At 65.1% G+C, this 25,182-nt stretch carries 21 protein-coding genes and 1 pseudogene; 4 read left to right on the top strand and 18 right to left on the bottom strand.

Annotated elements, in window-relative coordinates; all coding sequences use genetic code 11:
• Nucleotides 1–85: 85 nt before the first annotated feature.
• A complete protein-coding gene (locus VG566_RS07470) occupies nucleotides 86–1,069 on the top strand; it encodes a hypothetical protein (RefSeq protein ID WP_241884555.1) in 984 nt (327 codons plus the stop codon).
• Nucleotides 1,070–1,082: 13 nt separating this feature from the next.
• Here the strand turns inward: VG566_RS07470 and VG566_RS07465 are convergent, their stop codons facing one another.
• The 7 genes and pseudogenes from VG566_RS07465 to VG566_RS07435 all read right to left on the bottom strand — a co-directional run bounded on the left by VG566_RS07465 (nucleotide 1,083) and on the right by VG566_RS07435 (nucleotide 7,419).
• Entirely contained in the window at nucleotides 1,083–1,403 is a 321-nt protein-coding gene (locus tag VG566_RS07465; RefSeq protein WP_241884556.1) for a hypothetical protein, read from the bottom strand.
• A gap of 196 nt (nucleotides 1,404–1,599) precedes the next feature.
• A complete protein-coding gene (locus VG566_RS07460) occupies nucleotides 1,600–2,091 on the bottom strand; it encodes a hypothetical protein (RefSeq protein ID WP_241884557.1) in 492 nt (163 codons plus the stop codon).
• Nucleotides 2,092–2,382: 291 nt separating this feature from the next.
• Nucleotides 2,383–2,736, bottom strand: a pseudogene (locus VG566_RS07455) (alpha/beta hydrolase family protein); the annotation flags it as partial.
• 8 nt (nucleotides 2,737–2,744) lie between these two features.
• A complete protein-coding gene (locus VG566_RS07450) occupies nucleotides 2,745–3,467 on the bottom strand; it encodes a hypothetical protein (protein ID WP_241884558.1) in 723 nt (240 codons plus the stop codon).
• Nucleotides 3,457–4,278 (bottom strand): hypothetical protein, encoded by an 822-nt coding sequence (locus tag VG566_RS07445; protein WP_423172624.1) that lies wholly within the window; start codon nucleotides 4,276–4,278, stop codon nucleotides 3,457–3,459. The genes VG566_RS07450 and VG566_RS07445 overlap by 11 nt, the downstream gene beginning before the upstream one ends.
• 180 nt (nucleotides 4,279–4,458) lie before the next feature.
• Nucleotides 4,459–6,921 (bottom strand): prolyl oligopeptidase family serine peptidase, encoded by a 2,463-nt coding sequence (locus VG566_RS07440; RefSeq protein WP_241884560.1) that lies wholly within the window; start codon nucleotides 6,919–6,921, stop codon nucleotides 4,459–4,461.
• Between the two features lie 168 nt (nucleotides 6,922–7,089).
• Nucleotides 7,090–7,419 (bottom strand): hypothetical protein, encoded by a 330-nt coding sequence (locus VG566_RS07435; protein WP_014647641.1) that lies wholly within the window; start codon nucleotides 7,417–7,419, stop codon nucleotides 7,090–7,092.
• Nucleotides 7,420–7,886: 467 nt separating this feature from the next.
• On the opposite strand from VG566_RS07435, the gene VG566_RS07430 reads away from it, so the two are divergent.
• Both VG566_RS07430 and VG566_RS07425 read left to right on the top strand, forming a co-directional pair.
• Nucleotides 7,887–8,663 carry a HipA family kinase gene (locus VG566_RS07430; RefSeq protein ID WP_046431494.1) on the top strand — a complete coding sequence of 259 codons (777 nt, stop codon included), beginning with the start codon at nucleotides 7,887–7,889 and terminating at the stop codon, nucleotides 8,661–8,663.
• Complete coding sequence (locus VG566_RS07425; RefSeq protein ID WP_014647643.1) at nucleotides 8,641–9,033, top strand: DUF3037 domain-containing protein; 393 nt, start codon at nucleotides 8,641–8,643, stop codon at nucleotides 9,031–9,033. The genes VG566_RS07430 and VG566_RS07425 overlap by 23 nt, the downstream gene beginning before the upstream one ends.
• Nucleotides 9,034–9,049: 16 nt before the next feature.
• Here the strand turns inward: VG566_RS07425 and VG566_RS07420 are convergent, their stop codons facing one another.
• The 3 genes from VG566_RS07420 to VG566_RS07410 form a co-directional block, all read right to left on the bottom strand.
• Nucleotides 9,050–10,480: a serine hydrolase domain-containing protein gene (locus VG566_RS07420; RefSeq protein ID WP_241884561.1), complete on the bottom strand. Its 1,431-nt coding sequence runs from the start codon at nucleotides 10,478–10,480 to the stop codon at nucleotides 9,050–9,052.
• Between the two features lie 131 nt (nucleotides 10,481–10,611).
• A complete protein-coding gene (locus VG566_RS07415; protein ID WP_232503915.1) occupies nucleotides 10,612–11,040 on the bottom strand; it encodes a DUF4952 domain-containing protein in 429 nt (142 codons plus the stop codon).
• 62 nt (nucleotides 11,041–11,102) lie between these two features.
• On the bottom strand, nucleotides 11,103–12,008 hold the full coding sequence (locus tag VG566_RS07410; RefSeq protein WP_164166434.1) for a LysR family transcriptional regulator: 906 nt from the start codon (nucleotides 12,006–12,008) through the stop codon (nucleotides 11,103–11,105).
• 119 nt (nucleotides 12,009–12,127) lie between these two features.
• On the opposite strand from VG566_RS07410, the gene VG566_RS07405 reads away from it, so the two are divergent.
• A complete protein-coding gene (locus tag VG566_RS07405; RefSeq protein WP_197606226.1) occupies nucleotides 12,128–13,117 on the top strand; it encodes a zinc-dependent alcohol dehydrogenase family protein in 990 nt (329 codons plus the stop codon).
• 51 nt (nucleotides 13,118–13,168) lie between these two features.
• Here the strand turns inward: VG566_RS07405 and VG566_RS07400 are convergent, their stop codons facing one another.
• From VG566_RS07400 to VG566_RS07365, 8 genes are all read right to left on the bottom strand, one after another.
• On the bottom strand, nucleotides 13,169–14,800 hold the full coding sequence (locus tag VG566_RS07400; protein ID WP_241884562.1) for a peptidoglycan-binding protein: 1,632 nt from the start codon (nucleotides 14,798–14,800) through the stop codon (nucleotides 13,169–13,171).
• A 47-nt stretch (nucleotides 14,801–14,847) separates the two neighbouring features.
• Nucleotides 14,848–15,936: a lysozyme inhibitor LprI family protein gene (locus tag VG566_RS07395; RefSeq protein WP_197561905.1), complete on the bottom strand. Its 1,089-nt coding sequence runs from the start codon at nucleotides 15,934–15,936 to the stop codon at nucleotides 14,848–14,850.
• Nucleotides 15,937–16,059: 123 nt separating this feature from the next.
• Nucleotides 16,060–18,588: a membrane-bound PQQ-dependent dehydrogenase, glucose/quinate/shikimate family gene (locus VG566_RS07390; protein WP_069118332.1), complete on the bottom strand. Its 2,529-nt coding sequence runs from the start codon at nucleotides 18,586–18,588 to the stop codon at nucleotides 16,060–16,062.
• A 131-nt stretch (nucleotides 18,589–18,719) separates the two neighbouring features.
• Nucleotides 18,720–21,446: a DNA gyrase subunit A gene (gyrA, locus tag VG566_RS07385; protein ID WP_069118334.1), complete on the bottom strand. Its 2,727-nt coding sequence runs from the start codon at nucleotides 21,444–21,446 to the stop codon at nucleotides 18,720–18,722.
• Nucleotides 21,447–21,743: 297 nt separating this feature from the next.
• A complete protein-coding gene (gene mtnA, locus VG566_RS07380) occupies nucleotides 21,744–22,808 on the bottom strand; it encodes an S-methyl-5-thioribose-1-phosphate isomerase (protein WP_014647652.1) in 1,065 nt (354 codons plus the stop codon).
• 47 nt (nucleotides 22,809–22,855) lie between these two features.
• Entirely contained in the window at nucleotides 22,856–23,587 is a 732-nt protein-coding gene (locus VG566_RS07375; protein ID WP_014647653.1) for a DUF3011 domain-containing protein, read from the bottom strand.
• Between the two features lie 138 nt (nucleotides 23,588–23,725).
• Complete coding sequence (gene epmA, locus VG566_RS07370; protein WP_014647654.1) at nucleotides 23,726–24,682, bottom strand: EF-P lysine aminoacylase EpmA; 957 nt, start codon at nucleotides 24,680–24,682, stop codon at nucleotides 23,726–23,728.
• Nucleotides 24,679–25,164 (bottom strand): GNAT family N-acetyltransferase, encoded by a 486-nt coding sequence (locus tag VG566_RS07365; protein WP_134966787.1) that lies wholly within the window; start codon nucleotides 25,162–25,164, stop codon nucleotides 24,679–24,681. The genes epmA and VG566_RS07365 overlap by 4 nt, the downstream gene beginning before the upstream one ends.
• Between the last annotated feature and the right edge of the window lie 18 nt (nucleotides 25,165–25,182).

Genomic DNA, 25,182 nt, shown 5'->3' with positions numbered 1-25,182 from the left:
GGCCACCGCAGCGGGCACATGCAGGCCCTTCGGGGCTGTGCCAGACTCACTCAGGCACCTGCCATGGATGATGGAGCACCGCACGATGATGATCGTTCCCGCGTACTGGGCCGAAGCCCGCCTGCAGGCCCGTTTCCGTGGCCGGCCGATGGTCGTGCGCCGCTTCGGCTGGTCCGACGAGGGGCCTGCCCAAGCCCAGGCCCACGCCGACGCACGTGCCCATGAAGCCCTCAACGCCATCATCGCCGGGCAGGTGCTGCCGCGTCGTGAAGTGCGCAGCAACTACGGTGTGGAGGGCGTGCCGATCCGCGAGCAGATCGTGCAGCGCGATGGCGATGTCATCATCACCCGCAACAGCTATGGCGCGCTGTGCCTCAACAGCCCCGACGTGCTGTTCGCCGACATCGACCATGCGCAGCCACCGGCTGGATGCGTGATACCGGCCATCGTCGCGGCGCTCGTGCTGCTTGCCGGCGCCGTCATCGGCACCGTGCTCTGGCATTGGCTGGTGGGCCTGGTACTGGGCGTGGCGGCAGTGCTGCTGGTCAACGCGGCACTGCTGATGCGGCGGAAGCAGCGCCTGGCCGCTGCCGGCGGTGCTGAAGGGCTTGCGCTGAAGCGCGTGGACGCCTTCAGCGAACAGCATCCCGATTGGCATCTGCGCGTCTACCGCACCCCGGCGGGGCTGCGCGTGCTGGCGATGCATGCCACGTTCTCACCCGAGGACGAGCAGCTCCAGGCATTCTTCAAGGTACTGGGCACCGACACCCTGTACGCGCGCATGTGCCGGCTGCAGCATTGCTTCCGTGCGCGACTGACACCGAAGCCGTGGCGCGTCGGCCTGCGTTATCGCATCAGGCCGCCGGTGGCCGCGTGGTCAGCCGAACAGGCCAACAACCCGGACCGGTTGGCCTGGATTGCCGATTACGAAAAGAAGAGTGCCGGCTTCGCCGCCTGCGCCTACCTGCGCAGCTTCGGTGATACCACCCGGGTGCATGCCAAGGCCGAGCATGTGCGTGACCTGCATGACCGGCTGTCACGCGCGCAGGATCGGTTACCGCTGGCCTGAACGCAACGAGCGCTCAGTCCGCGCCCTGCACGAACGGCTGCCCTGCCAGGGTAGTGCCCAATCGCATCGCGACCTGCTGACCGCCCTTTTCGAAGGTTGTTGCGCATTGCTTGGCGCCCTTCTGGCATCCCACTTCCGGAAAGCCCTCCAGCGATTCCGGTGCGCCCTCCACGGGCTTCACCTGCCACCCTGCCGCATCCAGCAGGCGCTTGGCCTTGGCGTAGGGCATGCCTGCGATGATGCCCAGCTGCGCCAGTTCGGCGGGCAGCGGCTGAGCGCCCGCAGTTGAGACCAGGACCAAGGACAACGTTGCAGCAAGAAGGATGGCTTTCATTGCACCGACCTGGAACGAGCTATCAGGTTCAGCCTAGACCATTTGCGTGGCGTGCGAATGTGCCGGTAACACGTTGTTACCGAGTCTCCACAGACGACTTCAGAACACGCCAGGAGACTTATCCGGCACTTTCCCTGCGCGGCGGGACACAGCCCAACGCCTCCAAGGCCAGATCGTTGCGCAGCCGGCCCTGCAGTCACCCGATCTGGAAACGCTGGCGTGAGCGTTCGCCCTTGGGCAGCAGCGCATTCAGCGCCTCGCTCAAGGCCGGCCGCCATTCATCCGGCGTACGCGTCAACACCTGTTGATCGAAGTTGGGCGACGACAACCGCTTCCACGGCAGCATCATCAGCTTCTGCGACGTCGACACAAGCACCACGTCCGAGCGCCCCGGTCGCTTCACTACCACGGTCATCAAGGGAACGTCATCGGTCCACATCCCTTCGAAATGCCGTGCCACGCGCCACTGCAGCCCCTGAGTGGCCAGTGCCTGCCGGGCCCACTCCTGCTGCTGGGGAAACGAGCACCTGGACCCCGGAATGCTGCGCAGGCTGGGATCCAACGCCAGCATCGTCGGTCGGTCCAAGCGCGCGGCAATCCGATCCGTGGTGGCTTCCCTGCTCAGCGCAGGCGCCTGCAGCGCTGCCTCGAACGCGGCCATCACACCGGCCGACAGCGGCACCGGCAATCGCGCATTGGCACCAGGTGTGTCGGCAATTGCTACGCGGGTGACCACGCCACGCGCATCGCGCTGGATGAGCTAACGTTCCTAGACACTGCCCCAGCCATACCAGTCGTACGTCACGTGGACGCTCACCGGTGACGGCGAGGCCATCGCGGCGGGTGAAGCGCTCAACATTGCCATTGCCAGCAACCACGTCTTCATCGGGCTTCCTTACCGCGGGCGGGCTCGGTTCCATGGGATGCGGGAAGGCCGCCCGCAGGCGGCCTTGTGCAAAGCAGTCGAGCAAGCTCGACTCTACTTGGCGTTCTTCACATAGGTATCAAACCAGTTCAGCATCTCAGACACCAGCTGTTCGTTCGACTCCAGCGCGGTGTACCAGTGCGGCTCGTTGGGCAGCATCACCAGGCGGGTGGTGCCGCCGTTGCCACGGATCGCCTGGTACAGCTTGCGCGACTGGAACGGCTCGGTGCCCGGGTTGGCGTCATCCTCACCGTGGACCAGCAGCAGCGGCAGCTTGATCTTGTCGGCGTAGAAGAACGGCGAGGCCTTCAGGTACACATCCTGAGCCTGCCATACCGAGCGGCACTCGTTCTGGAAGCCGAACGGAGTGAAGGTCTTGTTGTAAGAACCGCTGGTCGCCACGCCGGCCAGCGAGATCAGTACCGCACTGAGTTCATGCCCATCTCTTCCACCACCACTTGGAAATCTGGACAACCATTGAGGTAACCAGCGGCATGTGCATCGGAGAACTGGCACATCATCTTGACCACTCTCATCGCAGAAAATTCAGTGAAATTCATTAGAACCCGAATACTCTCGAGCCTATCTTCCCGACAAAACCCCTTCTCATCAGAAAGGCCTTCAATCACGAATTTCACTGTTGCGTAAAAACCCCTCAAAATACCGAAAAGCTGATCCCTGGAATCCCACTCTTCAATAAGATCCGCCAAATCGCCATCAGTCCCCTCTACCGCTCTGAGCTGCTCCAGTTCTCCTTCCAGCCAGATAACTGCGTCAGCACATCTCACCTGGACTCGCTCAGGGGTCTCGAAACAAAGCGCCGCAAAACTTTCAGACTGCACGCGAATCATGTTGAAAAACTTGGCTTCGAATGAGCGAAATTCCTCCCACCGCCTTGACTCTTTCATTTCACGCAGAAGCATATCATTCGCGGACTTCTGGAGCTGCAGAGATCGAACGATTAGCAAAATAGAAATGAATGACAACAGTGGATTAACTATACCACCGAAATAGTCACCAAGCTGCCCCCACTGCTCAGGACTATCCGAAACATCGTACGCGGAAAAATAGTTAAAGTACAAACCAATTACCGAGAAAATCAATGCAATTGAAATGTAGATGTATATATTAGTCCTCACGATACCCCTTAATGATGTACTTGACCACACGCCCATCCCTAAGCCTCACTGGATTTGCGATGAGCCTTATGTATTTCCACCTGTCAGGATCAAGCCCATTATTCCTGTCAAGATTTCCAGAAAAAACCTTCTTGGCTTCGAACTTGATGGCAGAATATTGCCCAGCAAAACCAAAGGCAGACGTATCTTTCTCGCCTACAAGCTGAAGCCTGCCGTTCCCAGTCTTATTGTTAAATCGAGTGATTCCGGCGACCAGCTCGGTATCCTTGGCATCCACCTCAGCCTGAAGCGATAGAAACGTGCGAGCATCGAATGAACCAACGGCAGTTCTATTTGCACCGGATCGATGTCTAATCTTAACCCTATATCCAAACTTCTTCGACACCTCATGTATCTCACCCATACAAGAAGTTCTTAGCTCCTGAATCAACTGCTCGGCAGAATCGCCCAACTTGTCGACGACTCTCTGCGGCCGACTAGAAAGCTCCCCACCATCCTCATAGATAGCCTCTTTAAGAAAGTACTCCATCAACTCAACAAAACCTGGCCGAGTAATACTTTTTAGGGACTTGTTCAACTTGGCATCTACCACATCCAGCGAATAGATCTGCCCGTAGGACCCTTTAAAAGTCTTCTTTAGCGTGGTCCTTACGCCACTTTTATGGTTAAGTCTCTGGACCACATCACCGGCGAGCACCGCTTCCGCAATGCGCCTCGTTGCGTTGGAGATCCCTTGAAGAGTGTCCAGCCCGGTCTTCATATCTACGGATTCATCCGGCGAAGAGATAACCACATCGAAAGTAACCTCCACTAACATCTCCTTGTCAATTACTGGACCACGCAATCCTGTTAAGCGTATCGACAGCCCAACGAAAAACTTTAGCACGCAGTACGCAAGCTCAACAGCTGAATTAGCGCCCCTAGCTTCGCTGATTGTAAAAAAAGGCCGCCCGAAGGCGGCCTTGTGCAAAGCAGTCGAGCAAGCTCGACGCTACTTGGCGTTCTTCACGTAGGTATCGAACCAGTTCAGCATTTCCGCCACCAACTGTTCGTTCGATTCCAGCGCGGTGTACCAGTGCGGCTCGTTCGGCAGCATCACCAGCCGGGTGGTGCCGCCGTTGCCGCGGATCGCCTGGTACAGCTTGCGCGACTGGAACGGCTCGGTGCCCGGGTTGGCGTCGTCCTCGCCGTGGACCAGCAGCAGCGGCAGCTTGATCTTGTCGGCATAGAAGAACGGCGAGGCCTTCAGGTACACGTCCTGCGCCTGCCACACCGAGCGACGCTCGTTCTGGAAGCCGAACGGGGTAAAGGTCTTGTTGTACGAACCGCTGGTCGCCACACCGGCCTTGAACAACCTGGTGTGCGCGATCAGGTTGGCGGTCATCAGGCCGCCGTGGCTGTGGCCGGTCACGCCGATGCGGTTGCGGTCAACCACGCCCATGTCCACGGCCTTGTCCACCGCCGCCTTGGCGTCGGCTTCCAGCTGCTCCAGGTAGGTGTCGTAGGCGTTCTTCGGATCGCCCACGATCGGGAACGAGGCGTTGTCGATGATCGCGTAGCCGGCCAGCAGCATCAGGCGGTACGGCTGCAGGCGGGTGAAGGTCTGCTGCGAACCGGACACCTGCCCCGCCTGCGCGGCGTTGGCGAAGTCGGCCGGATAGGCGTACAGGATCGCCGGCACGCGCTGGCCTTCCTTGTAGCCCGGCGGCGTGTACAGGGTGAACGACAGGTCCACGCCGTCGGCGCGCTTGTAGGTCACCAGCTGCTTCTTGATCTGGCGCACTTCCGGTGTCGGGTCGACCAGCTTGGTCAGTGCGGTCGCGGTGGACGCGAACTGCGCCTCGCCGGCCTTCGCATCAGCCACCGCCTCACCCTGCTGGCGGACGAAGGCATTCGGCGGATCGATCACCGACTGATGCCATGTCAGGTAGCGGCCCGGCGTGTTGCTGAAACCGAGGAACTGTTCGTAGGCGTCTGCACTGCTGCGGAACAGGCGCTCGCTCTTCAACGTGGCCAGGTCGAGGCGGTCGAGGAACGGACGGTCGCCCTGCGGCGAGGCACCGCGGCCGCTGAGGAACACATGGTTGCCCTCACGGCGCACCACCTGCGCGCCATTCGGCAGGCGGGTGAAGACCAGATTGCCAGGGTTGCCGTACAGCTCATCGCTGGACATGTCCCACAGCAGGCGGCCTTCCTTCTTCGGCTGGTCCACATCCACGATGCGGGTCTGCATCCAGTGACGATTCTCGTCGTTCTCGTACTGGAAGGCCACGGCCGGATCGGCGGTCCACGCGAAGCCTTCGAAGCGCTGCGCGGTGCGGGTGATTTCGGTCGGCTTGCCGTTGAACGGCGCCTTCAGCATCAGCACGCGATCGCGATGCGGCACGTTGACCTTCCAGTCGCCCTTGTCCAGCGCTTCGGCGTAGACCAGGGTAGCCGGATCGGTGGCGCGCCAGTCGAAACCGCGCGGGCCTTCCGGCACGCCGTGCACCGGCACGCGGTCGGCCAGCGGCAGGCTGGCGATCGGCGTGCTGCGGCCACTGCTGATATCCAGCACGGCCACGTCGTTGGCGAAACGCTGGTAGGTCACCGCGTGCGAATACGGTGCCTTGATCGATTCAGTCAGCACGTGCACGCCATCGGGCGCGGCGCTGACTTCGTTGAACAGTGCCGGCTGCCCGACCGGGCGCACGCTGCCTGCGGCGGTATCTACCACGGCCAACTGCGAGGCACCGTAGTAAGCGAACAGCTTTTCGTCGTGCACGCTGGTCAGCGTGTCGCGGGCCTCATAGGTGCTGCTCTCGCCACTGCTGCCCAGCGACTCCTGCGCATCCGGGCCGGTCGGCACGCCACCGTTGGACGGCGCCGGGCCCTGGTTGGCCGGGACCAGCTTCACCAGCAAGTTCTGGCTGCCGCCCAGCCACTGCACGGTGTTGCCGAAGATGGGGTTCAACTGCACGTTCGGCACCTGCTTCACCTGCCCGGTGGCCGCATCGCCCACCCACAGCTGCACGCTGGTATCGACCGCATTCTGGAAGGCGAAATGGCTGCCATCGGCCGACCACAGCGCGCCGGTGGCACAGCCCTGCGGCAGGTTGACCTTGGTCTCCTTGCCACTGCCGATGTCGACCAGGGTGAAGTCGGCCACGCAGGCCGGAATGCCGTAGCCACCCGGGGTGTCATGGCGGCTGCGGTTCTTCGGCTCCAGCCGCACGCCGGCCAGCTTCAGGTAGGGCTGGGCCACGCGGCTGATCGAGGGGTAGGTCTGCGCGGTGGTCAGCAGCAGACGCTGGCCGCCCGGGGCCACGTTCGGCGCCGGCGGTGGCGGTGCCTTCAGCACCTTGAGCAGGTGTTCCGGCGGCTTGGCGTAGTCGGCCAAGGCCGGGCCAGCGGCCAACAGGCCGACGGTGGCAACGGCAACAGCCGCCGCCAGAGAGGTTCGACGGATCAGCATCCTTATCCCCTGGGTGTGAATGGGTACCCGGAATCGGGCATGGACCCGAATCTAGCACCGCAGGGGATGGGGTGAATGGGCCGGAAGGGCTAGAGGCCGGATGGGGCAAAGTGGGACACGCCCGGAGAGGCCGGCGATGGACCGGCATCTGCCAGGCGTGGTCTGTCGTCACTGCTGGGCGTGCAGGTCCCAGGCGGTCAGGTAATCGGGGTCGACCACGATCATGCCACTGTTCCGCATGCGGTATTCGCCTGGCTCGGCCCGCTGGTACTGGTCGAGCATGGGCGGCAGGTAGCGCTCATGGCCATCGTCTTCGTCGGCCAGCACCACGCCTTCGTCGGCGCTGATGCGCAGCACGGTGCCCGCGTACTGCTCCAGACCCTGCACTTGGCCGTCGCCACCATAGCGGGTGACACCCACCAGCACGACCTTGCCGATCATTTCCTCGGCCTTGGCATCATCCAGTGGGGGCAGCATGGCATTGAATTCGTCGTTCATCGGTGCACCTCCAAAGCCTGTGGGGATAGCGTGGGTTCGGCGGTCCCACGCTGCCAGCGTCGACGGCAACGCGGGAATCTCTCTCGGGGCGCAAGTAGCTGGATCGCAGGCCCGACCGGGCAACGCGGGGGTGCGATGGGTGAAAGGTGTCTGGAACTTGGCTGGAACTGCGGCGGATGGCCATCTGCGCCGATGGCGTGACCGTGTCAGGTCAAGATCAACACCACGCGTTGCGTTGCATACACGGTGAAGCGTGACAGCTGCACTGTAGCGGCATGAGCGCCTCCTGTTGAAGGTCACACGCGGGTGCGTTGCTCCGTTGGAACGAATGCTGCCACTCCACGCGGAAGGAACAAGTGAAGATTGCAGGCGACCTGCAACAAGCGGTTCGCGCGGTACCCGTTCATTAAGCTGGCGCCCCGCTCTGCTGCGGCACGCCTGCCCTGGCAGGACGCTAGAATGCGTCCATGCGCACCGTACATGCCCTCCGCTACATCACCCCGTTACGGGAAGGCGGCTCCCTGCCCGCCGTGGTCGAGACCGACGACGACGGCATGGCCGTGCTGAAATTCCGTGGAGCCGGCCAAGGCCCGAAGGCGTTGATCGCCGAGCTGATCGCCGGCGAGATGGCACGCACGCTGGGCCTGCCGATTCCGGAAATCCTGTTCGTCGAACTGGACCGCGAGTTCGCCCGCACCGAGCCCGACCCGGAAATCCAGGAGCTGATCCGCGCCAGCGAGGGCCTGAACCTGGGCCTGGACTATCTGCCCGGTGCAATCAATTACGACCCGGCCGCGATGCCGGTGGATGCCGAGCTGGCCTCGCGCATCGTCTGGTTCGACGCATTCACCAGCAACGTCGATCGCACCACCCGCAACCCCAACCTGATGGTATGGCATCGCAAGCTGTACCTGATCGACCACGGTGCGGCCATGTACTTCCACCACGACTGGGCCAGCGCCGGCGATGCCTGCGAGAAGCCGTTCGTGCTGATCCGCGACCACGTGCTGCTGTCGTTCGCCAGCCGCATTGCCGAGGTGGACGCAGAACTGGCTGCGTGCCTGACCGATGCCGAAATCGAGCGCATCGTTGGCCTGGTGCCGGACAGCTGGCTGGTGGACGAACCGGCGTTCGACAGCCCACAGGCCTATCGCCAGGGCTATATCGACTATCTCAAGCACCGCCTGAAAGTGCGTGCAGTGTTCGTGCAGGAGGCCATCCGTGCCCACGCTGCACACGTATGACTATGCGGTCATCCGCGTCGTGCCGCGGGTGGAACGCGAGGAATTCATCAACGTCGGGGTGATCGTCTCCTGCCCTGGCGCGCGCCATCTGGAGGCGGCCATCGAAATCGATCCTGAGCGCCTGCGTGCCTTCGCGCCGGCGCTGGACCAGGACGCGCTGCAGCCATGGCTGGATGCAATCGTGGCCATCTGCCGTGGCGACGCCAGCGCCGGACCCATCGCAAAGCTGCCCGCGCGCGCCCGCTTTCATTTCCTCACCGCCAAGCGCAGCTCGGTTGTGCAGATGTCGAGCACGCATGTCGGCCGCACTGCGGACCCGGCGGGTGTGGTGGAACACTTGATGACGAAGATGGTGCGGGTACCGGAATGAACGGCACCTGCCGCGTTCACAGTGGCAACCTTCGCGCGATGTAGTTGACCACATTACCGATCGCATCCGGATCGACATTGGCCAGGCCAACGATCACGTAGCCCTGCGCCGGCAGCACCACGATGGCACTGTTCGATCCGGGCGCACCGCCTTCGTGGCCGTACTGATGCTCCCTGCCCTCGCCCTGAACCACGAAACCAAAGCCATACCAGCCCTTGTGGTTCTGCGCCGTGGTGGCCTGCTGCAGCAATGCAGGTGAAACCAGCTTCCCGCCTTGCAGTGCCTCGGCGAATTTCACCATATCGGCCACTGTGCTGTAGCCACCACCGGCCGACATGCCGCGCCAGGGCAGCGACTTCGTTTCACGGACCCATTGCCCATTGTGCTTCGTGTAAGCGACGGCACGCTTTGGAACGCTCGCTGTTTCCGGCTCGAAACCGGTGCCGGTCATGCCCACCGGGTGCAGGATGTGCTCCTCCACATATGCGTAGTACGACTGCCCCGATACCGCCTCGATGATGCGTCCCAATACGATGAAGCCATAGTTGGAGTAGCTGTCCTGGCTGCCGGGCGTGAACTGCGGCGCATCCCTGGCGAACCGCTGCACGTAGTCATCCAGCGTCTTCAGGGACGCGGAATACTGTTCGAAACCATCGCCAAAGAAGTCCCCCAGGCCACTGGTGTGTGACAGCAACTCGCGCACGGTCACGCTGCTGGCGACAGCCTTGTTCGGATAGTCCGGCAAGTGCTTGCCGATCGTGTCATCGAGACTGAGCCTGCCATCCTGCACCAGCTGCAGGATGGCCACGGCGGTGAACATCTTGTTGGAGGACGCAAGGCGGAACTGCGTCTCCACGCCCACTGCAATTCCAGTGCTGCGATCGGCATCACCACCGCGCCAGTCCAGCAGCATCTTCCCATTCTGTGCCACCTGCAACGCGCCCGACAGCGCGTCCTGTGCCCGCAGCGCCTCCAGCCTTGCTGTGACGTCGGCCATCAGGGCAGGCAATGCAACCCGTGCCGGCTTGTGCTTGTCCGGCGTTTCAGTGCCCTCGATCTGGAACTGCATCAGGTGCGACGGATTGGCCGGGTCCATGACGGCGGTCACCCACATCGCGCGTTCGTTCATCTGGCCCATCACCAGCAGCTTCGCTTGGCCGGGTGCACTCTCGGTTGATTCGAGTACGCGCAAGGGGCCTGTGCTTTCGCGGAACTCGAGATAGTCCTTGGGACCGCTGCCTTGCTTCTTCGCGTATCTATCGGCGAATGCCTGCAACCCCTCGAGGCTGCCCGCATTGAAGGCCGCAAGCCAGTCACCGATGGCGTCCTGCGCACGCGGATGTGCACGCACGCTGGAGGGGGCGCCCACTGCCGGAACAGCCCAAAGCGTCATCAGCACCGAACAGGCCAGTACTTTGCAGAGCAGCAGGCATCCAACAGCCTTCATGGCAGTTCCTTTGCGGGTATCCCTGGGCGCATCCTAGATCATGGAACCGCCCGCTGCATCCACGCCAGGGACCCTGCCGCAGCACCTCAGCCGTGACGATGAACGCCTCGATGCGATGCCAATCGCCCCGCTCATGCGGCAGCGATTCCACGCCCATGCCGATCTGGTACCTCACCGCATCCGGGCCGTCGCGCCAGTAGTACGGCGCGCCATTGCTCCAGCCGCAACAGGCGTAGCGCAATGCAGGCATGCCAAAGGGTCTCGCGCAGATAGGCTTCCACCTTCACTGCCTGGGTACCTGGAACGCGGTAGTGGGCCTGCATGGGTTTGATGCAGGACGCGTCGTCCTGGCTGCAGCCGCTGTATTCCAGTCCCGCAGGCTTCCGGCCCATCGCCTGCAGGAAATCCTGGCATTCGATATCCGGTCGCGCCAGGCCATCCGCACGCCCCTGCGCTTCCCATGCGGCCAGCGCCTGCGCAGGCGTCTGCTGCGCAATCACCTTGGCGGCGAACAGCAATGCCGCCAGCCCCAGCAGCAAGCGCGCGCTACGCAGCGGCAACCGGCCAATCGTCTCTGGGCGATCCTTCGCAGGCAGTCACAGGAATGCCAACCGATGCCGTGCTATCGCCGTGCCATCGTCTGCTCGCTGAAGCGTGCCACGCAGAAGTCCAGGAAACTGCGCAGCTTGGGCGTCAGCTGGCGGTCGCGCGGGTACACCAGGTTGATCCACGTCGACACCGGCACGTAGTCCGGCAGCACTTCCACCAGTTCACCACGCGCCAGCGCGGCGGCAAGCATTTCATGGGGCTGCAGGATCAACCCCAGCCCACCGACTGCCGCGGTCAGCAGCGGCTCGGCCTGGTTGACCATGAAGCGGCTGGACACCGGCACGCTCAGCACGCTGCCGTCAGCATCGCGGAAGCTCCAGCGCGTGCGGATGATCGAATGCGCGAAGCCCAGGCACTCGTGCCGACTCAGATCGGCCGGATGGACAATGGCCGGGCGCGATGCGAGGTACGCCGGCGATGCACACAGCACCAGCGGATACGGCCCCAGCCGTCGCGCCACCAGCCCACTGTCGGCCAGATCACCGGTGCGGAACACAAGATCAAAGCCGTCCTCGACGATGTCCACCAGGCTGTTGGACAGGTTCAGATCAACCTGCACGTCCGGGTACTGCTGCAGGTAGGCCACCACCGCCGGTCCCAGTGCATGCACGCCGAAGGTGACCGGTGCGCTGACGCGCAGGCGCCCCATCGGCCGCCCGCGCGCCACTTCGGCCAGCTGCTCGGCGCCTTCCACCTCCTCCAGGATCACCCGCGCACGGGCCAGATAGGCCTGGCCGAAGTCGGTCAGGCTCTGCTTGCGCGTGGTGCGGTTGAGCAGGCGCACGCCCAGGTGTTGTTCCAGCGACTGCACGTGTTTGCCGACCAGCTGCGGCGACAGGTCCAGCGCGTCGGCGGCAGCGGTGAAGGAGCCAACCTCGGCCACTTTGACGAAGGTCCGCAGGGGAGCGATCAGGTCCATTGCAAACAATTGGTTTTCAATTAAACGCCAGATTACCCCTTATCCTGGAGGCAGGCCACGCGCACACTAGCCTCCACCTTTCCGCCGGCCCCAGCGCCGGCCTTGCCCAGGAGCCCCCCATGAGCCAGGTTGTCCGCATCCACGAATATGGCAGCGCCGATGTGCTGCGCATCGACGACATCGATGTTCCCGCCCCCGCCGCCGAGGAGGTCCAGATCCGGGTCAAGGCCATCGGCCTGAACCGTGCCGAGGTGATGTTCCGCAACGGCGCCTATCTGCAGGAGGCGCAGTTCCCCAGCCGGCTGGGCTATGAAGCGGCCGGCATGGTCGAGGCGGTCGGCAGTGCGGTGAGCGGATTCACTGCTGGCGATGCGGTGAGCGTGGTGCCGCCGCTGGACATCGCCCGCTGGGGCACCTACGGCGAGCTGGCCAACGTGCCGGCACGACTGGTGGTCAAGCACCCGCAGGCGCTGGGCTTCGAAACGGCGGCTGCAGTGTGGATGCAGTACGTCACCGCCTGGGGCGCACTGTTGGAGCAGGCGCAGCTGGCCGCCGGGGATTCCGTCATCATCACCGCTGCCAGCAGCAGCGTCGGCCTGGCCGCGATCCAGATCGCCAATGCAGTGGGTGCCACGCCGATTGCGGTGACCCGTGGCCCGGGCAAGCGCCAGGCCTTGCTCGATGCCGGTGCCGCCCATGTCATCGCCACCCAGGAACAGGACCTGGCAGCCGAGGTGGCGCGCATCACCGGCGGTGCCGGCGCCCGCGTGGTGTTCGACCCGATCGGTGGCCCGCAGTTCGTGCCGCTGACCGAGGCAATGGCCCGTGGCGGCATCCTGCTGGAATACGGCGCGCTGAGCAGCGAACCCACCCCGTTCCCGTTGTTCAACGTGCTGGGCAAGTCGCTGACGCTGAAGGGCTACCTGTACTCGGAAATCGTCTCCGACGATGCCGCGCTGGCACGTGCCAAGGCGTTCATCGTCGATGGCCTGGACAAGGGCACGCTGGCGCCGAAGATCGCGAAGGTGTTCCCCTTCGCACAGATCCAGGACGCCCACCGCTACCTGGAATCGAACGAACAGATCGGCAAAGTGGTGGTGACGCTGTAAACACCCTGCCGGCAGCGACGGACCCACTGCGGGCACGTCGCTGCCGCAGGCTCAGGCCATTGAAGGCCCGCGGTTCTCATGCTGGCGGCTTTCGAGGGTGAGCTGGTGCTCGCGCTGCCGGTTGTCACCGGCCAGATCATTCACCGTTTCCTCCATCGAGCGCGCGGGTTGTGCCGTATCCACACTGGCGCGCTCACCGGGAATCAACCCGGCAACCCACAGGCGATCTCCGGCCATCATCACCCGGTCGACGCGCGCGGCATCATCGATGCCGTTGCGCTTGGACTCCAGCACTGCCTGCATGACGTGCTCGTCGCCGATGGTGCCAGGTACCCCCTGGCGGATGCGCTCGAACAGCGCGGCGTCCCTGGGCGACAGCGATTCCATGCCATTGGGCTGCGGTGCGGGCTCCGGCGCGGCCGGACCAGCGACCGGTGCATTCGCCGCTGCCTGCTGCCGCGCCTGCACCTGCTCCGGCTGGAACTCCGCCCGCGTATAGGGCGGACGCTGCGGCGGCCAGTTCTCCGCGCGGTCGAACTCGGTGGTCGGCGCATGCTCGCGAGCGACGGCGGCATCGTTCAACTGCCGGCGCGCATCCGTGTCGATGACGCCGCCGGGGCGCAGCGGCAGGCCATAGTCCTGCTGGAAGTTGCGCATGGCCGCCTGCATGCCGGCATCAAACGTGCGCGCATCGCGCTCGGCACGTGGGTTCGGTTCGGTCAGGTACCCCAACGCCTCCAGCTGCCGGCGCATTTCGAACACCGGCTCGCCCTTCTCACCGGGGCCCAGGTTGCCGTCGGCCAGCGGGCCGGTCAGGTCGGTCACCGTCCGGCGCCTGAAGTCCGGATCGACCGCCAGCGTGTCGCTGCGCATGCGTTCCAGCAGCGCAGCGTCGATGCGGCCATTGGCCGGGCTGATACCCCGCTCGGTCTGGAAGCGGCGCACGGCCTGCTCGGTGGAGGCGCCGAAATCACCGTCGGGCTTGATCGCGGCATTGGCGTTGTTGCGGACGTCCAAGCGCTGCAGGTACTGCTGCGCTTCCAGCACGTGCTGGTTGGCGTCACCCCGGTGCAGGTCCATCGCCCCGCCGGGCGCCTGGGGGGTCGGCACCGGCATCTGGAAGCCTGGTTGCTGCACACGCTGGACCACGCCGGCAACCTGGGATTCCCATTCAGTGGCCCGTGCGGCGATGGCGTCTGGATAGGGACTGCCGTTGTTCAGCTCACCGCCATTGACCGAGGCCCGCGCCTGCCGGTAGTCGGCATGGTTGGCGTTGACGTTGTCGGACAGCCGCGCACCGAACAGGCCGTCGCGCATCCCCACCACCAGCACCTTGGTGGCGATGTCTGCCCGGGCAGCCCGTTCCGGATGCTCGACCAGCTCGCGGCCCATCCCCAGCGCCTCGCCCAGCCGCTCGTAGTTGTTGACGTGGGTGAGGTGGGCAAAGCCCCGGCCGAAATACTCCTCGCCGCCGAAGTAGCGCAGGTCCACCGCCTGCTTCCTGCCCCAGTCTTCCTCCGGCGCGGCGAAATCACGCGATTCGTGCTGCGCCGTGGCCAGCACATAGGCAATCTGCCGATGGTCGGTAATGCCGTTGTCGATGCAGGTACGCACGATCATCTCGACCGACTGGTCCCGGGTCAGGCCGAAGCCCGACCCACCTTTTCCATAGCCTTCGCTCATCCTTCAGCTCTCCAGTTCCGGAACGCATCCATTCGTCGGGGGAAGACCTACTTCAGCAGGTCCGGTTCAGTCGGGGCCTCGCCCCTGCAGGTGTCATAGCGGCGCTGCAGCAGCGTGCGCGTGTCGGTTCCGCGCAGCTGGATGACCTTGTCCTCGCGCTCGCACGGGCTGACCTTCGCGCGCAGCACGAACCGCCCATTGTCGATATGGTCGATGTCGCGCCCACCGATGGCCGCTTCCAACGCCTTGGCACGCACATAGCGGTTGCGCTTGGCATCGAACAGGTAGAACGCATGCACCGGAACGTTGTAGACACCGCTGTTGTCCTGCCACACCTGCAGGTCCGGCACGCCATCACCATTGAAATCCGAAACGGTCAGCAGCACGGCGGTCGCACCCTGGGCACCGGTGCCGGCGCGGGTCAGGCGCGGCTGCACGTCCGTGACCACGACGTTGCGCCCACCACGGGTCACGCCCATGCTCCGCACCTGGCAGGTCGTCACGTTGTCGGTGCCGCTGCAATCGGTCACCTGGAAGACCACCTGCAGTGCCGGTGTGAGCCTGCCCTCGCCGGGCCGCAGGACGATCCTGCCCTGCTTGTCGGGCGCGGCATCGGCGGCATGCACAGCGGCCTGCGCCGGCGCCGGGGCCGCCTTGGCTTCCGCCACCAGCGCCGCCGCACCGCCGCCCTGCAACTGGCGGGCACGCAGCAGGGTCATGTGCGTGCGGCACTGCTGTGAATCCAGCTGGGCAACGGCCGTGCTGCCTTCCGGGCACCGGTTGTCGCGCTGGCGCAGCCATTGCCGCTGCAGATCGCGCAGCACCTGCTGATCACTGGCGGTCAGTGTGGAGCGCGCCGCGCTGTAGGCGGCATTGAGTGCATCGTCGTGCACCTTGAGTTCAGCGTCGGCACAACGGCGACGGGCGTCCAGCGCGGTGCCTGCGGCCGCCATGCAAGGCGCATGAGCGGGGCTCAGAGAGCGCGCATCGCCTGCGATCAGTTCGGCACCGCTGGGCACCTTGCGTGCGGCGGGCTGGGGCGACGCCTGCGCGCTTGCCCACAGGCAAGGGCCAAGCAGAAGCAGTCCTGCCAGCAGCCGGGTGGCACGCCCCGGCAGGCGTTCGGAGTTCAGCATGCGTTTCCTTCCCTGGGGGCGTTGGCCGGCCCCGTCCTGTTCCGATGATGGATGCTGCCCGGTCGCCAGCGCAACTTCAGCGACAGCGGTCACAGCCCGCAGGTCGCATTCAGGCCGGCAGCGCTATTTCGGCAGCGCGTAGGCCATCACGTAATCGCCGTTCGGGGTTTCCATGAAATGGTGGCCGCCAGCCATGATCACCACGTACTGGCGCCCGCCCTGCGCGTACACCATCGGATTGGCCTGGCCACCCGCGGGCAGCTTGGCATGCCACAGCTCCTTGCCGGTCTTCAGGTCGATGGCGCGCAGCAGGTCGTCGGTGGCGGCGGCGATGAAGATCAGGCCGCTGGCGGTGACTACCGAACCGCCATTGTTCGGCGTGCCGATCTCGATGGGCAGGCCGGAACGGATGCCGAATGGTCCGTTGCCGCGCGCACTGCCGAACGGACGGTCCCACAGCAGCTTGCCGGTGCGCAGGTCGATGGCCCGGATGCCGCCATAGGGTGGCTGCTTGCACAGCAGACCAGTGAACGGCAGGCGCCAACCGGCGTTTACCTGGATGGCGTAGGGCGTGCCCACCTGTGGGTCGCCCGCGCCTTCGGCGCCGCCCTTGTCGAACCGGACCTTCTCGCGTGGCAGCCAGCCCAGCCTGTCGGCCTCGGCGCGTGGCACCAGCCGGTTGTAGTTGGGCATGTCGTTGTAGTTGGCCACGATCACGCCGCGGCGTGTATCGATGGACACACTTCCCCAATCCGAACCGCCGTTGTAGCCGGGATATTCGATGGAATGGCGATCACTGCTCGGCGGGGTGTAGAAGCCTTCGTAGTACGCCTTGCGGAACTGGATGCGGCAGATCAGCTGGTCGACCGGGGTGATGCCCCACATGTCGCGCTCGGTCAGGTCATGCTGCCGGCGCAGCGTGTGATACAGCGAGAACAGCTGCGTGGGTGAGCGTTGTTCCGGTTCGACACCGCCGACCGGCACCCTGCGCTCTTCGGCGGCGGTCAGCAGCTGGCCGTTGCGGCGGTCAAGGATGTAGAGATCACCCTGCTTGGTCGGCAGCAGGAGCGCCGGCACCTTGCCAGCCGCCGTCGGGTAATCGATCAGGCTGGCCTGCGAACCCAGGTCGTAGTCCCACACATCCTTGCGCACCGCCTGGAAATGCCAGGCCGGCTTGCCGGTGGCCACATCGATCGCCACCAGCGACGTCGCATAGCGGTTCTGGTTTTCCGTGCGTGAGCCACTCCAGTAATCGCCAGCGGAATTGCCCAGCGGCAGATAGACCAGCCCCAGCGCCTCATCACCGGTCGCGGTGGTCCACATGTTCGGCGTGCCGCGCGTGTAGGTCTGCTCATGCGGCGGCAGGCCGCTGCGTTCGGGCTGGTCCATGTCCCACGCCCAGCGCAGCTTGCCGGTGATCGCATCGTAGGCCTGGATCACCCCCGATGGCGCGTCGCGGCGCTGACCATCCAGCACCTGGTGGCCGGTGACGATCACCCCGCGCACGATGGCCGGTGGCGAGGTGATCGACACATAGCCCGGTGGCACCTCGCCCATGCCCAGAGTGATGTCGACCTGGCCGTTGTTGCCGAAATTCGCACAGGGGCGGCCACTGTCGGCATCCACCGCGATGATGCGCCCGTCCAGCGTGCCCTCGATGATGCGCGCCCAGCATGCCGGACGACTGCCCGGTGCAGCGCTGCGGGTGGCACTGGGCGGCGGTTCCGGCAACGCCAGATCAGCAGCGGCATCGGCCAATGCGGCATCGGCGAGGATCGGCGTGGCCGGTTGCTCGTAATAACTCACGCCACGGCAGGCGGCGGTGTATGGAATCGAAGCGTCCTTTACCTTCGGATCGAACCGCCACACTTCCTTGCCGCTGGCCGCATCCAGTGCGATCAGGCGGTTGCGGGCGGTGCACAGGTACAGACGGTCGCCGATCTTCAGTGGCGTGGTTTCCGCACCCCAGCGCTTCTTCGGCATATCGCCGGTGCGGAACTGCCAGGCCAGCTGCAGCGTGGCCACGTTGGCCGGGGTGATCTGCTGCAGCGGCGAATAGCGGGTGGCGGCATTGCTGCGCCCCCACGCCGGCCAGTCCCCTTCGGCAGGCTGGTCGGCCGGCTGCAGGCCGGTGGTGTCGCGGGTCGGTTCCAGCCCGACGCTGGCCGCGCCTTCCGGGAACGGCTGGTGCCCGTCCACTTCGCCGTGCGGCGCGAACGCCAATCCGAAGGCAGCGACGAACACCAGCATCAGCACGCCGGCCACGCTGCGCGACAGGCGCCTGGAAACCGGTTGGTGGAGGGTGGGCGCCAGCAGCGCCAGCACGATGCCAAGCGCAGTCACCAGGCCGAGCCGCGGTACCCAGCGCCAGTAGTCGCTGCCCGACTCCCACCAGGTCCACAACAGCGTACCGGCGAATACCAGCGCATACAGCAGCGCGCCGCTGCGGCGATTGCCGAACAACAGGAGGCCACTGGCCAGCAGGCCGGCCCCGGCGATGGCGTAGTACGCCGAGCCGCCCAGGCTGAGCAACCACGCGCCGAGCCCGCCGATGACCAGGCCGAGCAGGACCAGCAGCAGCGACAGCACGGTAACGAGAGGATGCCGGGAGGCGCGGACGGGAGCAGGAGCGGACGGCGGCGTGGCGGACATCGTCGATCTCCGGGGGCAGCATGCGCCGTTATCCCACCGCCGACGTGAAGCGCGCGCGTATGTGCGGCATCCGGATACGACGACGCCGGCACAGGGCCGGCGTCGTCGCGTAGCTCAACCTTGCGGCAGGATCACTCCTGTGCGGCGTCCTCGCTGCTGGAAGCCGCCGGGGCGCCATCGGTCGTGGTCGCGGCCGGGGCCGGGGCAGGCACTGCCACCTCATCCTCGTCCTCGTCGATCGAGGCATCCATGCGCTCCACCGCCTGCAGCTTCTCGTCCTTGGACAGGCGGATCAGGGTCACGCCCTGGGTGTTGCGGCCGACGCGGCTGATTTCCGAGCCACGCGTACGCACCAGGGTGCCACCATCGGAGATCAGCAGGACTTCGTCGCTGGAGCCCATCAGCACTGCGGCGACCAGCTTGCCGTTGCGCTCGGTGGTCTGGATGCCGATCACGCCCTGCGTACCACGGCCCTTGCGCGGGTAGTCCGGCAGCGGGGTGCGCTTGCCGTAGCCGTTCTCGGTGGCGGTAAGGATGTACTGAACGCTGGCGTCGTCGGCGCCGTCGATCACCGCGTCGCCATTGGCAGCGGCTTCCTCGACACCGCTGTCGTCCTCGTTCTCGTCCTCGCTGCCACCGGCACTTTCGGCCACGATCAGGCTGACCACTTCCTCGCCGGCCGGCATCTTGATGCCGCGCACGCCGGTGGCGGTACGGCCCATCGAGCGGACCTTGTCTTCACCGAAGCGCACGGTCTTGCCGTTGGAGGCGAACAGCAGGATGTCGCGCTGGCCGTCGGTCAAGCCGACGCCGACCAGCGCATCGCCCTCGTCCAGGTTGATCGCGATCTTGCCGCGGGCCAGGCGGAAGGCGAACTCGCTCAGCGGGGTCTTCTTGACCGTACCGTTCTTCGTGGCGAAGAACACGAACTGGCCATCGGCGTACTCGCGCACCGGCAGCACGGCCTGCACGCGTTCGCCCGGCTCCAGCGGGATCCAGTTGATGATCGGACGGCCGCGGGCGTTGGAACCGGCTTCGGGCAGCTGGTAGACCGGCAGCCAGAACACCTTGCCCGAGCTGGTGAAGGTCAGCAGCGTGTCGTGCGTGTTGACCAGCCACAGCTGTTCGATGAAATCCTCTTCCTTGGTCGCCGCCGCGCTGCGGCCACGGCCACCACGGCGCTGTGCGCGGTACACGCTCACCGGCTGCCGCTTCACGTAACCGGCATGCGACACGGTAACCACCACGTCTTCCGGCGCGATCAGGTCGAGGATGTCCAGGTCCTCTTCGCTGTGGCGGATTTCGGTACGACGTTCGTCGCCGAATTCGGCCTTGACGTTGACCAGCTCCTCGCGGATCACCTGCAGCAGGCGGTCGGGATCTTCCAGGATGTGGATCAGCCCGGCGATCACTTCCAGCAGCTGCTTGTACTCGTCGGTCAGGCGGTCCTGCTCCAGCCCGGTCAGGCGGTGCAGCCGCATTTCCAGGATCTGGGTGGCCTGGATCTCGGTCAGCTGGTAGCCGCCCTCGATCAGGCCCACGCCCTTGGGCAGGTCTTCCGGACGGGAGGCCTCGGCACCGGCCGCACCCAGCATCGCACCGACCAGGCCCGGCTCCCACACGCGGGCCAGCATGCGCTCGCGGGCTTCGTTCGGGTTCGGCGAGGTCTTGATCAGTTCGATCATCTCGTCGATGTTGGCCAACGCAACGGTCAGGCCTTCCAGCACGTGGGCACGGGCGCGCGCCTTGCGCAGCTCGAACACGGTGCGGCGGGTGACCACTTCGCGACGGTGGCGGACGAACGCCTCCAGCATCTGCTTGAGGTTCATCAACTGCGGGCGGCCATCGACCAGCGCCACCATGTTGATGCCGAACACCGATTCCATCTGCGTCTGCTGGTACAGGTTGTTCAGCACAACCTCGGCAGATTCACCGCGCTTGATCTCGATGTAGATGCGCATGCCATCCTTGTCGGACTCATCGCGCAGCTCGCTGATGCCTTCGATCTTCTTTTCCTTGACCAGCTCGGCGATCTTCTCGATCAGACGCGCCTTGTTCACCTGGTAAGGAATTTCAGTGACGATGATCGATTCGCGGCCGTTGTCGGCCACTTCGATATCGGCCTTGGCACGGATGCGCACGCGGCCACGGCCGGTGCGGTAGCCGGCGACGATGCCGGCAGTGCCGTTGATGATGCCGGCAGTCGGGAAATCCGGGCCCGGGATGTATTCCATCAGGCCGTCGACATCGATGTCCGGGTTGTCGATCAGCGCGATGCAGGCGTTGATCGATTCGCTCAGGTTGTGCGGCGGAATGTTGGTCGCCATGCCCACCGCGATGCCAGCCGAACCATTGACCAGCAGGTTCGGGAACCGGGTCGGCATGACCGTCGGCTCCAGTTCCTTCTCATCGTAGTTGGGCTGGAAATCGACGGTTTCCTTGTCGATGTCCGCCATCAGCTCATGCGCCAGGCGCGACATGCGCGCCTCGGTGTATCGCATTGCTGCAGCGGAGTCGCCGTCGATCGAACCGAAGTTACCCTGGCCGTCGACCAGCATGTAGCGCAGCGAGAACGGCTGTGCCAGGCGCACCAGCGTGTCGTACACCGACTGATCGCCATGCGGGTGGTACTTACCGATGACGTCACCGACGATACGCGCCGACTTGAAGTAGGGCTTGTTGCTGTGCGCGTTGAGTTCGTTCATCGCGTACAGCACGCGGCGATGCACCGGCTTGAGGCCGTCGCGCGCATCCGGCAGCGCGCGGCCCACGATCACGCTCATGGCGTAATCGAGGTAGCTCTTGCGCATCTCGTCTTCCAGGTTGACCTGGATGATTTCCTTGGCGGTTTCTGCCATTCGGGTTCCGTTGTCTGGTAGCGGTCCAGTCCGGCGCAGCCCTCTGCGGGAGGGGGTCGCGCCGGAACCTCGATTCAACCTGTGGATACTACCACAACAGGCCGTTTTCCGCCTCCCTTTACGGGGATTTTACCGGCACAAATCAGGAACTTAGGGCCCCATACCGCCCCTGTAGAGCCGAGCCCATGCTCGGCTGCGCGAAATCAGTAGATCCGCGCCGTGCGTGGATGAGGCCTGCCTGGGGTCAGAGCCCTTTCCTGCGAAAAGGGATCCGACCCCGGGACCTTCCTGCCCGCCTCAGCCGCCGAAGGCGGTGCGCATGTTCCCGGCGGTCGGGTTCAGGATGACCCCGCGCTCGGTCACGATGGCGTCGATCAGCTCACCCGGGGTGACGTCGAACACCGGGTTCCAGGCAGCAATGCCCTCGGCGACGGTACGGGTACCCCCCACGCCGTACAGCTCACCCGGGTCGCGCTGCTCGATCTCGATCTGGCTGCCGTCCACGGTCTCCATGTCCACGGTCGAGGACGGTGCGACCACCATGAACTTGACGCCGTGGTGGCGGGCGGCGATGGCCAGCTGGTAGGTGCCGATCTTGTTGGCGGTATCGCCATTGGCGCAGATGCGGTCCGCGCCCACGATCACCCATTGCACGGCGCCGGTCTTCATCAGGTGCGAGGCAGCCGAATCGGCGATCAGGGTGGCATCGATGCCGTCCTGCTGCAGTTCCCACACGGTCAGGCGTGCCCCCTGCAGCCACGGCCGGGTTTCGCCGGCGAACACGCGGGCGATGCGGTGCTGGGCCATGCCGGCGCGGATCACGCCCAGCGCGGTACCGAACCCCGCAGTGGCCAGCGAGCCGGTATTGCAGTGGGTCAGCACGCCGCTGCCAGCCTCGATCAGGCCCGCGCCCAGTGCACCCATGTGGCGGTTGGCGGCCAGGTCTTCCTCGGCGATGGCCTGCGCTTCCGATTCCAGCAACGCCTTCCAGTCGGCGCCGGCGGCGTTCAGGCAACGGCGCATGCGCGCCAGCGCCCAGGCCAGGTTGACCGCAGTCGGGCGCGATGCATTGAGGCGCTGCAGGGCCGGTTCCAGCTGCTGCAGGGCGTGCGCACCATCGGCGGCCTGCACCTCGCGTGCAGCCAGCACGACACCCCAGGCAGCGGCAATGCCGATCGCCGGCGCGCCACGCACGGTCAATGCGTGGATCGCGCTGGCAACCTCGTCGCTGTCATGGCAGACCACGTGCTCGACCACGAACGGCAGCTTGCGCTGGTCCAGCAGTTGCAGGGCATCGCCGGTCCACAGGATCGGGCGGATGTGGTCGTAACGGGCGTAGTCGATGTCAGAGGCAGTGTTCATGGGCCCATTGTAGGGCCACGCCCCGCAGGGTTGGAGCCTGCCCGGGCTCAATTCACCGAGAATTCGGCGCGGCAGCCGCCGTCCACCCAGATCCCGTTGCGGCTCCAGCCCCAGGTACTGCCTTCCTCGCAGGGCGTGCTGGACAGCTGCTCGGAGACCACGGCGCCAACCGAGATGCTGGCACCGCAGAAGCGCCGCTTCTTCGACTTCGATTCGCAGGTCAGGCGGCGCGGCATGTCGACGAAGCGGCCATCGTCATCGGCCACTTCGAAGTCACCCTGGCAGCCACGGCTGGTCCAGACTTCATTGCGCTTATAGCCCCAGCCCTGCCCTTCGCGGCACGGCAACACCGACAACTGGCGCAGCAGGCGCACCGGCGCGCCATCGAGTCGTACCGGGCAACTCTGCGGACGGCCATTGGACTCGCAGCGCACCACACGGCGCACCAGGCGCTTGCCCGAGCTGTCAGCCGGCGGCGCCGCGCCCGCTGCGCGCCGGGCGCGGAACTCGGCACGGCAGCCCAGGGTGACCCACACACCACTGCGGTCAGTGCCCCACTCGCTGCCGCGGATGCAGCTGTTGCTGGACAGCTGGCGCACCAGGTCGACGCCGTTGGCAACCTCGATATCGCAGTGCACCCAACCCATGTCGCGTGATTCGCAGGTCACCACTTCATCGTCGTAGCCCACCTGCTGGGCCGACGCCGGCGACGGCAGCCAGGCACCCCAGAGCGCAATGGAGTACACCGGTGCAGCGACAACCGCGAACCACTTGACCAAAGCCTTCCCCAGCAGGAATGGATGAACTGGATGCCAGTGTCCGGCATTGGCCGTGATAAGAGCATCATCGTGCTTACCGACGCAAGCGCACCGAACCCGCGTTTCGTTCAGCCTGCGATGTTCAGCAACACGCGGGGATCACGCGTGGGCGAAGTCGTAGGCCAGCACATCGGCGATGCGTGGCGTGCGGTTCATCGCCATCAACAGGCGATCGACACCCACCGCCACGCCGGCACAGGCAGGCATCGACGGCAACGCCGACAACAGTGCCTCGTCCACGGCCGGCTGCACCTGTCCACGTTCGTGGCGGCGCTGCTGGTCCCGCTGGAACCGGGCGCGCTGCTCGTGGGCGTCGTTCAGTTCGTGATAGCCGTTGGCCAGCTCCACTGCACCCAGGTACAGCTCGAAACGCTCGGCCAGCGGCGGCGTGCCCGGACGGATGCGGGCCAGCGCGGCCTGGCTGGCCGGCCAGTCATGCACCACGGTCATCACCGCGTCATCGAACTGCGGCTGGATGTGGTGGGTCATCAACAGGTCCAGCCAGTCATCACGGGTCAACCCGACCGGGTCGATGTGCACGTCGCCAAGTGCAACACGCAGCGCGGCTTCATCGGCCTCGAACGGATCCAGGCCCACGTGCTGCTGGAACAGCTCGCGGTAACTCAACACACGCAGCGTTGCACGGCGTCCGACCAGGGCCAGCGCCTGGCCGACCAACTCGGCGGTTTCCTCCATCAACCGGTGGTGGTCCCAGCCGACCCGATACCACTCCAGCATGGTGAATTCCGGGTTGTGGCGGCCGCCGGCCTCGCCGTTGCGAAACACCCGGCCCAGTTCGTAGCAGTCGCCCACACCGGCCGCCAGCAGGCGCTTGAGCGGATATTCCGGCGAAGTGCGCAGCCAGCGACGACGGCCACCGGCATCGACATGGCCGGTGAAATCGGTATGGAAGCTGTCGATGTTCGGCTCGGTGTTGCCTGCCACCGACAGGATCGGCGTTTCCACCTCCAGCACATCGCGCTCGGCGAAGAAGCGGCGCACCAGCGCATTGAGCGTGGCGCGCTGCTGCAGCGCGCGCAGCAGGGCCTCGCTCACAGGATGCCCTCCGGGCGCGGATGGTCGAGCGGCAGGGTCAGCAGATCGCGGGTGTCGTCGATGTAACCGCTGGCCAGGTACAGGCGGCGGGCCAGTTCGTTGTGGTGGTTCACCTCCAGGCGCAGGCGGCTGACACCACGCCCGCGAGCGCGCTGTTCACAGATGGCCAGCGCCTGCTTGCCGCGACCACGACCGCGCGCGCGATGACTCAGGTACAGCTCGTCCAGCAGCATGAAGTGGCCGCCCTGCTCCAGGCTGAAGCCCATCGCGATCACCGCGTAGCCGACCACCTCGCCGGCCTCGTCCAGCCACAGCAGCACTTCGCCATTGCGCGGATCGGCCAGCAGCGCGTCCACGCCGCGACGCACGCGCGCGTCATCGAAGTCGATCCTGTCTTCGGCGTAGAACTCGCGCATCAACGCGATCAACCGTTCTTCGTCGGCACGGGTGGCCAGGCGGAAATCCAGCGGGGCGGTCTGCATCGGTGTTCCTTTGTCTTT

It is taken from the genome of Stenotrophomonas sp. CASM114, from assembly GCF_049384325.1.
GTDB lineage: Bacteria > Pseudomonadota > Gammaproteobacteria > Xanthomonadales > Xanthomonadaceae > Stenotrophomonas > Stenotrophomonas muris.
The sequence above is the reverse complement of the archived record's forward strand: the minus strand, read 5'-3'. Positions and strand labels throughout refer to the sequence as shown.

Coding starts and splice junctions, on each gene's coding strand:
- VG566_RS07470 (WP_241884555.1), top strand. CDS start 86: ATGATGATCGTTCCCGCGTACTGGGCCGAAGCCCGCCTGCAGGCCCGT.
- VG566_RS07465 (WP_241884556.1), bottom strand. CDS start 1,403: ATGAAAGCCATCCTTCTTGCTGCAACGTTGTCCTTGGTCCTGGTCTCA.
- VG566_RS07440 (WP_241884560.1), bottom strand. CDS start 6,921: ATGCTGATCCGTCGAACCTCTCTGGCGGCGGCTGTTGCCGTTGCCACC.
- VG566_RS07435 (WP_014647641.1), bottom strand. CDS start 7,419: ATGAACGACGAATTCAATGCCATGCTGCCCCCACTGGATGATGCCAAG.
- VG566_RS07430 (WP_046431494.1), top strand. CDS start 7,887: ATGCGCACCGTACATGCCCTCCGCTACATCACCCCGTTACGGGAAGGC.
- VG566_RS07420 (WP_241884561.1), bottom strand. CDS start 10,480: ATGAAGGCTGTTGGATGCCTGCTGCTCTGCAAAGTACTGGCCTGTTCG.
- VG566_RS07410 (WP_164166434.1), bottom strand. CDS start 12,008: ATGGACCTGATCGCTCCCCTGCGGACCTTCGTCAAAGTGGCCGAGGTT.
- VG566_RS07405 (WP_197606226.1), top strand. CDS start 12,128: ATGAGCCAGGTTGTCCGCATCCACGAATATGGCAGCGCCGATGTGCTG.
- VG566_RS07400 (WP_241884562.1), bottom strand. CDS start 14,800: ATGAGCGAAGGCTATGGAAAAGGTGGGTCGGGCTTCGGCCTGACCCGG.
- VG566_RS07395 (WP_197561905.1), bottom strand. CDS start 15,936: ATGCTGAACTCCGAACGCCTGCCGGGGCGTGCCACCCGGCTGCTGGCA.
- VG566_RS07390 (WP_069118332.1), bottom strand. CDS start 18,588: ATGTCCGCCACGCCGCCGTCCGCTCCTGCTCCCGTCCGCGCCTCCCGG.
- gyrA (WP_069118334.1), bottom strand. CDS start 21,446: ATGGCAGAAACCGCCAAGGAAATCATCCAGGTCAACCTGGAAGACGAG.
- mtnA (WP_014647652.1), bottom strand. CDS start 22,808: ATGAACACTGCCTCTGACATCGACTACGCCCGTTACGACCACATCCGC.
- VG566_RS07365 (WP_134966787.1), bottom strand. CDS start 25,164: ATGCAGACCGCCCCGCTGGATTTCCGCCTGGCCACCCGTGCCGACGAA.